Source organism: Streptomyces sp. NRRL F-5630, from assembly GCF_000719475.1.
Lineage (GTDB): Bacteria > Actinomycetota > Actinomycetes > Streptomycetales > Streptomycetaceae > Streptomyces.
Window position 1 is genome coordinate 1 of the sequence record NZ_JOGO01000122.1, and the last position, 9,533, is coordinate 9,533.

Here is a 9,533-nt window from a genome sequence, read left to right on the forward strand (position 1 = left end):
GAGCCCAACAGCCCATCCCCCGCCGCCCCCTCCCCTGACTTTGCCCGTTCTTTACAACCCGGCCCCTCCTCCCTCCGTCTCTGTGTCCGTCCCGCGGGAAACGCCGCGCGGGACGCCTCCGCCCCCGCGCCTCGCGCGGGCCACCCCCCAGAGACGAAGGACCGCATCTTGCGCCGCAGCTCTTTCCTGGCCGCCGCTGTACTCGCCGCCGCCTTCACCACCGCCGCCGCCCCCGCCTTCGCGGACGACGCCGCGCCCCGGCAGCCCGCCTCCGCGAGCCCCGTTCCGTCCGACGGGCGGGGCGGGGCCGCTCAGGACTCCACTCCCCCGCCGAGCGCCGTCCCCTCCCAGGCGGGGCGGGCCGCCACCCCCGCCCCGTCCGAGGCCAGGCAGAGCGCCACCCCCGTGCCCAATCCGTCCGAGGCCCGGCGGGGCGCCCCCACCACCGGACAGGTCGGCACCGTTCCCGCCGGCGCCCCCGACACCGGCTCCGGCACCGGCACCTCGGGCGGCAGCGACGCCGCCGTCATCGGGGGAGTCGCCTCGGCCTCCGTCCTGCTCGCCGGTGGCGTCGTGGTGCTGCGCCGCCGCCGTCAGGGCGCGGGGGCGTGAGGCGTCGCTCCGGGTTGCTTGTGGCCGGGCTCGCGCTGGTGTCGCTCCTCGGCACCGGCTGCGGGCCCGGCCCCGGGCGTGAGGGCGACGCGGGCGCCGCACCCGGCACGGCGCGTACCACCGCTTCGCCCGCCCCGTCCCGCACCACCACGGCCCCCCAGCCGGGCCCTTCGCACGCCCCGACCGCGCGCCCTACCCGCCTGCTCGTTCCCGACGCGGGTGTCGACACCTCGCTCACCCCGCTCGGCCTCGCGTCCGACCGGACCGTGGAGGTGCCGCCGCTCGTCGCGCACGATGTCGCGGGCTGGTACAAGTACGGGCCGCCGCCCGGTGAGCGCGGGCCCGCCGTCGTCCTCGGGCACGTGACGACGGGGCCGCACCGCGACGGGGTGTTCCGGCGGCTCGGGGACGTGCGGCCCGGGGACCCGGTCGTGGTGCGGCGGGCGGACGGGACCTCGGCGCGCTTCGTCGTGGACCGGGTGCGTACGGTGGCGAAGAGCGAATTCCCGACACAGGAGGTGTACGGGGACGTGGGGCGCGCCGAACTACGGCTCATCACCTGCGGCGGGCAACGGAGCGCGGCGGGCTACTCGGCCAACGTCATCGTCTTCGCGCACCGCACGGGGGCCTCGTGAGGCGGCGCGAGCGCGAGGCGGCCGAGTTGTTCGCCGCGCTGTACCCCCGGCTCGCGGGGTGGGTACGGCGGCTCGTCGACGACGACGGAACGGCGCACGAGGTCGCCTCGGAGGCCTTCACCCGCCTGTGGGCGCGCTGGAGTTCGGTCGACGAGCCGCGCGGCTTCCTGTACGTGACCGCCGCGAACCTCGTACGGGACCACTGGCGCGCCCTCGAACGCGAACGCACCGCCCTGCGCCGCGCCGGGACCGAGACGGCGCTCCGCGAGCCGGACCACGTCCCCGACCCGACCGTCAGGCTGCTCGTCCAGTCGCTGCCCGAGCGGCTGCGCGTGCCGATCCTGCTCCACTACTACGCCGATATGCCGGTCCGCGAGGTCGCCGCGTTCACCGGACGCAAGGAGGGCACAGTGAAGGCCGACCTGCACGCTGCCCGCGAACTGCTGCGCGCCCACCTGAGGAGGACCGTTGACCACCCGGTTCGATGACGAGGACCCCTCGGACGACCCGCTCTTCGTGCTCCTGCGCGGTGACGAGGGCCCGGCGCAACTCCCCGCCCCCGCAGGCCGGTTCGCGGCGGTCCGCCGACGCGCGCGGCGCCGCAGGGCGGTCCGTGCGGGAGCGGGCGCGGCGCTCGCGACGGCGGCGGCCTGCGCGGCCCTGTTCACGCTGACGCCGCGCACGGCCGACCAGCGGGAGCAGCACCAACTCCCCCTCGGCCCGGGGCCGTCGGCAAGCGGCGCACCGGCCACGACGGGAGACCCCTCCGCGACGGCCGAGCCGAGCCGCGCCCCGCGTCAGAGCCCGACGCCCCTCCCGTCGGAGCCGCCGAGCGACCGGGCCGGGCGGCCGAGCAGTCCCGCCGGACGGCTGAGCGATTCCGCCGAACGTCCCAGCGACCGGGCCGAACGGCCGAGGGAGCAGGAAACGCGCTCGACCGGCCCGGCGGAGCGGACCGGCCCGACGACGGGACCGACCCCGGAGCAGCCTTCGTCCGCGGCGCGGCGCGAGGCGGTGCCGGGGGCGGACACGACACCAGGCAGGCGGTGAGGGGACGGCCCGGGGCGGACCTGGCGGGAGCGTGGGCGCGGAGGGGCAGCGCGTCGGCCGGTTCGGCGGCGGGTCGCGCGGCCCGGCAGCGCCGCGACGGCCCGCCTGGCGCGGCGGGACGTCAACCGGCGCGGTAGCGGAGCCCGTCCATGAGGAGCGCGATGACACGGCCCGTGTAGGCGGGGTCGTCGGGGTTCACGACGTTGGCGAGCGTGTTCAGGAGGTCGAACGGGGAGAGCCCGGCACGGATCTCGCCGGTCGCGGCGGCGGCGTCCATGAGTTCCTCGATGACCGGCACGAAGCGGCTCTCGAAGTACTCACGCAGCCCCTCGTACGCCGGATCGCCCGAGTGGAGCGCACCGCTCAGCCCGCGCTTGGTGGCGACGAACCCGGCGAGGCGTTCGAGCCAGCGGACGAGCGCCTCGACGGGCGGGTGCGCGGCGGAGAGCGGCGCGGCGGCGGCCATGAGCGCGTCGACCTCGTGCCGGAAGACGGCGACGATGAGGTCCGAGCGGAGCGGGAAGTGCCGGTAGAGCGTGCCGACCCCGACCCCGGCCCGCTCCGTGATGTGCCGCACGGGCGCGTCCACGCCCTCGGCCCGGAACACCTCGGCGGCGGCGGCGAGCAGCGCGTCGAGATTCCGCCGCACGTCCCGCCGCACGGCCCGGGGCGCCTCCGGCACGGCGCCAGGGCTCTCGTCGCTGGCCACGGCTGCTCCTCCATCGAATCGGATCGTCGTTCCACATTGTACGACGCGGGCGGCGCGCCCCCACGGACGGACGACGTCCCCGCACCACGCCCTGACGGACGCCGTCCTCAGCCCGCACCCGAACCGGTACCAGCACCCGGACCGGCGCCAGGGCCCGGACTAGCCCGCCCTGCCCCCTCCCCGGTCAACCGCTCCAGCGCCCGCCACGCCGCCACCGCATCGCTCCCGTCCCCCAGCCGGTACAGCCGCGCCGCCTCCACGCCCGCGCCGAGTCGCACGGGAGCGGGCAGCCCCGCACCGGTCCGCGCCGAGTGCTCCGGCACGACGAGGCGCATCGGCACGGGCGGCGGCTCGAAGCGCGCGGGCACGGTGAGATCCGCGCGCCCTGTCCGGTACGAGGCGAGCAGGCTCAGCAGGCCGTGCCCCGCGTGCAGCTCCCGGGCGACACCCTCTACGGCATCCGGACCCATGGCGTCGGAACCCGCACCGCTCCCTTCCCCCGCCGCGCCTACGCCCCCCACCACCGTCACGTCCTCCTCGACCCCCTCCCGCGTACGCAGCACCCGCGCTGTCGCGAGCGCCCCCGCGCCGACGATGGTGAGCAGGGTCGGCCGGGGCGCGCGGGCGCGGGCCAGCTCGGTGAGTTGCCGCCGCGACCAGGGGTTCCCCGCCGGTTCGGCGGTGCCCCAGCCCTGCGGCGCGGCGCCCGTGAGCCGCCGGAAGACCGCTTCGAGCGCACCGCCGAGCATCAGCCCCGCGTCGGGGTGGTGGCGGGTGCGCACCTGGAGGACGAGCTGCCGCACCGCTTCGGCGCCGGGCTCGCGGAAGGGGTCCACGAGGCGTGCGGAGCCGCGCTCGTCGAGGTCCGGGCCGAAAATCCCGCCGCGCCAGCGCAGCCGGACGCCCGAGAGGCCGTCGTACAGGCCCCGCCGCTCGTCCCGTACCACCCAGCGGTGCGGCAGTCCGCGCAGCGCGGTGCGCAGCGGGAGCGTGAGCCTACTCGCGGGTGGGGTGACGAGTTGGAGGGCGCGGTCGGTGTCGGCCGCGTGCTGCAGGGCGTCGGCGAGCCACGTACTGAGCGGAACGACGGGCCTGTCCTGCATGACGACCAGAGCGCGCGGCGTGAGCACGTCCACGGCGGGGATGCCGGTGTCGGGCACGGGCACTGCCGCGATGTCGGTGCGGAGCGGGACGACGTCGGTCGTGAGGGCGTCCGGGGGCCAGACGGTGCCGCCGAGGACGGTCACGAGCCGCCCCGCGAAGGAACGGGCGAGCGCGTATGCCTCGGGTACCGCCGTCGAGGCACGGGCCTCCGTCCACCACACGGGGCCCGCGGAGGCCACGCCGAGCAGCCGGCGCACCTCGTCGGGCACCCGTACGAGCGCGGAGGCCTCGATCGCGACGAGCGGGCGCCCGTCGGGGGCGCACAGCTGGGTGACGGCGCTCTCCGCCATCGTGTCCAGGCGCAGGTCGGGCCCGCCCGAGAAGAGGCCCGCGAGGAGCGTCGCGCGGTCGGGCGGCGCGGCGGTCAGCGCGATGACGTCGCGGGTCACGGTGCGGGCTCCCCGGTGAGGGCCAGCTGTACGAGGCGGGGCCGCCGTCCGCGCCGTACGAGCATGCCGCGCCCCGGGGGCTGGTGGCTCGCGTGGACGCCGGGGAAGAGCTGCCCCTCGGCACGTTCGCCGTCCATGACGAGCGCGGTCGCACCCGTCTCGCGCAGTGCGGTGAGCAGCGGCTCGTACAGCGCGCGCCCCGCGCCGGCGGCGCGCCGGGCGAGGACGAAGTGCAGGCCGAGGTCCTGGGCCGAGGAGAGGTAGGGGAGGAAGGCGGCGAGGGGTTGCTGCCCGGCCGTGGCGAGGATGTCGTAGTCGTCGACGAGGATCACGATGCGCGGCCCGGTGAAGGCGGAGCCGCTCTCGGCGGCGTCCGGGTCGGCGCTCTCGGGCATACGCCTGGCGAGTTCCTTCGCGATGCCGGTGGCGAGGGCGTCGGCGAGTTGCGCGTTGTGCGCGTAGCCGCCCCGGTATGCCTCGGGGACAACACCGCGCAGGCCCCGGCGCGGGTCGAAGACGCCGAAGACGAGTTCCTTCGCACTGTGCCGGGCGACAAGTTGGGAGACGACAAGCTTCAACAGGTTCGTCTTGCCGCACTCGTTGTCGCCGAGCACCAGCAAGTGCTGTTCCTGGCCGAAGAGATCGAGGAGCACGGGGCCGAGGGTGTCCTGTTCGACGCCGAGCGGGACGCGGTCGGGTTCGGCGGCGGGGCCGGGCAGCCGGTTCGCGGGCAGTTCGGCGGGCAGCATCCGCACTTGCGGGGCGACCTCGCCGGGCCAGGCGGCGCGCAGGCTGCGCGCGGCCCGCTCGACGGCGCCGCCGAGGTCGCCGGTCGTGGCTTCGCGGTCGATACGGGGCAGGGCGACGTGGGCGAAGAGGCGGCCGTCGGTCAGGGCGCGGCCCGGGGCCGCCGCGTCGAGCGTCGCGGACAGTTTGCGGTCCACGGTGGAGTCGCCGGGATCGTTGAGGTGGAGTTCGACGCGGGTGCCGAAGAGCGACTGGGCGGCGATGCGGACGTCGTTCCAGCGCAGCATCCCTGCGACGACGTGGACGCCGTAGGCGCCGCCCCGCTTGAGCAGATCCGTCACGTCCTCGTCGAGCGCGGCGAACTCCTCGCGAAGGGAGCCGTATCCGTCGATGAGCAACACCACGTCGGTGGAGCCGAGTTCGCTCGCTCTGCCTTGGGCGCGCAGGTGGCGCAGCTCGTCGAGCGAGTCGATGCCGTGGCGGCGGAAGGCCTCCTCGCGCGCGGCGAGCGCGGCGCGGACCTCCGCGACGGTGCGGGCCGCGCGCTCGTGGTCGGCGCGGCCGGCGATGCCGCCCACGTGCGGCAGACGGGAGAGTGCGGCGAGGCCGCCGCCCGCGAGGTCGAGACCGTAGAGCGCGACGTCGTACGGCGTGTGCACGAGGGCGAGGGAGAGGGCGAGGGTGCGCAGCAGGGTCGTCTTGCCCGACTGCGGACCGCCGATGACCGCGAGGTGCCCGCCCGCGCGGGTCAAATCCACGTACCAGGGCTCCTGCCGCTGCCGGGCGGGATCGTCGAGGACGCCGACGGGGACCCGCAGCGGGCCCTTGGGGCGCGGCAGGCGGAGCCCTTCGTGCGTGACCTCCAGAGGGCCCGCGGCCTGGTCGAGGGTTACGGCGCCGGGCAGGGGCGGCAGCCAGATGCGGCGTACGGGCGGTGCGGCGGCGAGCTGGTCGACCATGACACCGAGCAGCCCGGTCCCGGTCGCGGGCGGCGTGGCGGCGGGACCGGCCTCGGGAGCCGCCTCGGCGCTCGGCAGCGCGCGGGCGGGGTACGGCAGCACGCGCGGGGCCGCATCCTCCTCCCGCACGCGCACGGGGCTCTCGTAACTCCCGGACACATAGGCCGCTTTGAAGCGCTCGTAAGTGGACGTGTCGACCTTCAGGTAGCCGAAGCCCGGGAGCGGCGGGAGGTGGAAGGCGTCGGTGGTGTCGAGGACGGTGCGGGACTCCTCGGCGGAGAAGGTGCGCAGGCCGAGGCGGTAGGAGAGGTAGGTGTCGAGCCCCTTCAGGCGCCCGCCTTCGATGCGCTGGCTGGCGAGGAGAAGGTGTACGCCGATGGAGCGGCCGATGCGCCCGATGGAGAGGAACAGGTCGATGAAGTCCGGTTTCGCCGTGAGGAGTTCACCGAACTCGTCGATGACGACGAAGAGGTGCGGGAGCGCTTCGAGGTCCGGCCGGCGTGTGGCGCGCTCGTGGGCGTACGCGCCGATGTCGGCGAAGTTCCCGGCGTCCTTGAGGACTTGCTGTCTGCGCTTGACCTCGCCCGCGAGCGAGGCGTGCACGCGCTCCACGAGCCCCGCCTGGTTCTCCAGGTTGGTGATCATCCCGGCGACGTGCGGGAGGCGCGTGAAGGGCGCGAAGGTGGCGCCGCCCTTGTAGTCGACCAGGACGAGGGCGAGTTGCTCCGGGGTATGGGTCGTCGCGAGAGCGAGGACGAGCGTGCGCAGGAGTTCGCTCTTGCCGGAGCCGGTGGCGCCGACGCACAGCCCGTGCGGTCCCATGCCGAGCTGCGCGGACTCCTTGAGGTCGAGAAGGACGGGCTCGTGCCGGTCGGTGAGGCCGATCGGCACCCGCAGCAGGTCGCGGGCCGAGCGTGGGCGCCACAACTCGGCAAGGTCGAGTCGGGCCGCGTCCTCGATGCCGAGGAGCGCGGGGAAGTCAACGGGCCCGGCGACGGGCGTCCCCTCGGCGGCCGACTCGGCGGAGAGCCGCAAAGGGGCGAGCGTGCGGGCGAGGCCCTCGGCCGCGGGGGTGCTCACCTCGTCGGCGAGCCCCGGCACGGGGCCCGGCGCGGGCCGGCCCTCGTCCTCCGCGGACACCCGCAGGTCCTCTACGAGCAGCCGTTCGCCGTCGACCGTGATCCGTACCGCCACGTGATCCGGTTCGTGCACCCGCTCGCTGAGCAGGTGCAGCACCGTGACGCCCATGTCGGCGAGGCCGATCGCCTCGTCGGGGCGCCGGAGTTCGGCGGCGACATCCCCGTACGTGTCGCTGACGACGAGCAGCCGGTCGCCGAGCCGCAACGCCTCCCTGGCGGCGAGCCCCCGCCGCACCTCGGCCGCGTACCCGGCCCTGCGCCCGAGGTCGCCCGCGACGAGCGCGGCGAGTTCCGCGGGCGTGGCCGCGATGCGCCGCGCGGGCAGCGGCCCGTCGAAGCGCTGCGGGTCGAGGACGTGGGGCAGCCACTTCACCCACTCCCACTCCGCCTCGTCCGTGCTCGCGACGGCGAGCGCCACGTCGTCGGGCGCGTGCGTCGCCGCGGCCTGCACGAGCAGCGCGCGCACGACCCGCAGGACGTCCTCGCGCGCCCCGACGACGCTGACGTTGCCGACGCCGTCGAGCGGTACGGTGAGCGGGAACCCGGCGGCGCTCGTGAAGCGCTGCCGCAGCGCCCGGGCCTCGTTGAGCATGAAGGGATCGGGCGGCGTCAGCACCCCCGAACCCGTCGCGTGCTCGGCGATGCCGAGGTCCCGCACCACGACGTCGCCCGTCCCGGCCCGTACGCGCAGGAAGTCGGCGTCGCCGCGCCGCCGCTCCCAGCGGCGCGCCGGGGCACGGACGAGGTCGAGCAGCGCGGCGGGCGCCGGATCGAGGAGCAACGCGGCTTCCCTGCGAGCCCGTTCCTCGTCCGCGAGCTCCTCGCGCAGGCGCTCCAGGTACTCCAGGTACCGCTCGCGCTGCACGCGCCGGGTGCGGCCAGCCTTGCCGCGCTGCGAGAGGAACAACGCGAGCGCGCCGCACAGCGCGAGCACGAGGACGAGCGCGCCGAGCATCGCGTACTGGCTGTTGCGGACGATCGTCATCATGACGACGGAACTCATCACCCCGGCGAGCGGCAGCAGCGCCGTCGCCGCGTTGCCGACCTTGCCCTCGGGCAGGTTCGGCGGGGGTTCGATCGCGCGCGGCGCGGGCGGCGGCAGGGGCCGCGTGGAGCGCGCGGGACGGTGGACGAGCCGCTGCGTCATCGCGTCCGCACCGCCCGCCCGAGCGCTTCGGCCGCGAGCCGCAGCGCTGTCCCGCGCGCGGCCTCGCCGAGCCGGTCCGCGTGCACGGGGCCGCCCTGCCCCAAGTGCCGGTCGTACGGCAGGAGTACAACGGGAACGCCGGGCTCGGCGAGATGCTCGCGCGCCGCCGCGGGGTCGAGAGTCGCGTCGGGAGAGGTCGCGTTGAGGACGACGACGGTGTTCTCCCGCGCGGCCGGGAGCAGGCCGAGGAGCCAGTCGAGAACCTGGCGGGTCCCGTGGACGCCTTCGGCGGTCGCCGGGGCGACGAGCACGCGGGCGTGCGCGGTGCCGAGCGCCGTGCGCGCGACCTGGCCTGGCAGCGAGTCGCAGTCGACGACGGTCACGCCGAAGTGGCGGCGCAGCGCGAGGGCGACCGTGTAGTACGTGCGCCCGGCGAGCGGATTGCCCACCTGCCCCCGGCTCGCGGGCAGCAGCCAGCCACCCTCTTCGAGTTGCACGAGGTAGCCGGCCACGTCGGTGAGGCGCGTCTCCGGCGTGAGCACATCCGCGAGGTCCCCGACCGTCCAGCGCACGGTGCGGGCGCCGAGACGCAGCGGGAGCGTGCCCAGCGCCGCGTCGGCCTCCAGGCCGAGCACGGGGTCGTGCCGGTAGTGCGCGTAGGTACGGGTGAGCAGCGCCGCCACGGTCGACTTGCCCGCCCCGCCGCGCAAGGACGTCACGGCGAGGACCCGCCCCGTCGTGACCGGCTGCTGCACGGCCTCCGCGAGGCGCGCCGCGTCCCCCGCCTCCTTCGCCGCGGGCGCCGCGAGCCGCCGCAGCCCGGCCCCCGCCCGGCGCGCGAGCGCGTCGCCGTGGCGGGGCGCGCCAAGGGCGAGGAGGAGCCGGGGATCGGCGACGGGCGCGGGTTCGGGGACGGCGGCGGGGCGCTGGACCTCGCCCGGGGCACGGGGAGCGAGTTCGCGGCCGGGGGCGTCCTCGGGCG

At 76.1% G+C, this 9,533-nt stretch carries 8 protein-coding genes; 4 read left to right on the forward strand and 4 right to left on the reverse strand.

Features of this window, described 5'->3' with window-relative positions; translation table 11 throughout:
• The first annotated feature begins 168 nt into the window (after positions 1-168).
• Genes IF99_RS0129220 through IF99_RS0129235 form a run of 4 tightly spaced genes read left to right on the forward strand, consistent with a single transcriptional unit; the run spans position 169 to position 2,297 of the window.
• On the forward strand, positions 169-612 hold the full coding sequence (locus tag IF99_RS0129220; RefSeq protein ID WP_031001260.1) for a hypothetical protein: 444 nt from the start codon (positions 169-171) through the stop codon (positions 610-612).
• A gap of 14 nt (positions 613-626) precedes the next feature.
• Entirely contained in the window at positions 627-1,247 is a 621-nt protein-coding gene (locus IF99_RS0129225) for a class F sortase (protein WP_031001262.1), read from the forward strand.
• Positions 1,244-1,735, forward strand: a complete 492-nt coding sequence (locus IF99_RS0129230) for an RNA polymerase sigma factor (RefSeq protein ID WP_031001264.1) — start codon at positions 1,244-1,246, stop codon at positions 1,733-1,735. Before IF99_RS0129225 ends, IF99_RS0129230 begins: the two co-directional genes overlap by 4 nt.
• Positions 1,716-2,297 (forward strand): hypothetical protein, encoded by a 582-nt coding sequence (locus tag IF99_RS0129235; RefSeq protein ID WP_051703755.1) that lies wholly within the window; start codon positions 1,716-1,718, stop codon positions 2,295-2,297. The genes IF99_RS0129230 and IF99_RS0129235 overlap by 20 nt, the downstream gene beginning before the upstream one ends.
• Before the next feature lie 121 nt (positions 2,298-2,418).
• Here the strand turns inward: IF99_RS0129235 and IF99_RS0129240 are convergent, their stop codons facing one another.
• The 4 genes from IF99_RS0129240 to IF99_RS0129255 form a co-directional block, all read right to left on the reverse strand.
• A complete protein-coding gene (locus IF99_RS0129240; RefSeq protein WP_031001268.1) occupies positions 2,419-3,006 on the reverse strand; it encodes a TetR/AcrR family transcriptional regulator in 588 nt (195 codons plus the stop codon).
• A 107-nt stretch (positions 3,007-3,113) separates the two neighbouring features.
• Positions 3,114-4,559 (reverse strand): DUF6177 family protein, encoded by a 1,446-nt coding sequence (locus tag IF99_RS0129245; RefSeq protein WP_031001269.1) that lies wholly within the window; start codon positions 4,557-4,559, stop codon positions 3,114-3,116.
• The gene (locus tag IF99_RS0129250; protein WP_031001270.1) at positions 4,556-8,551 is read right to left on the reverse strand and encodes a type VII secretion protein EccC; all 3,996 of its coding nucleotides are present in this window, start codon (positions 8,549-8,551) and stop codon (positions 4,556-4,558) included. The genes IF99_RS0129245 and IF99_RS0129250 overlap by 4 nt, the downstream gene beginning before the upstream one ends.
• Positions 8,548-9,533: hypothetical protein (locus IF99_RS0129255; protein ID WP_031001274.1), on the reverse strand; the 986-nt coding region annotated here is incomplete at its 5' end. The genes IF99_RS0129250 and IF99_RS0129255, both read right to left, overlap by 4 nt.

What these genes read in the sequence shown, in the direction of transcription:
- IF99_RS0129250 (WP_031001270.1), bottom strand. Translation starts at nt 8,551, where the DNA reads ATGACGCAGCGGCTCGTCCACCGTCCCGCGCGCTCCACGCGGCCCCTG.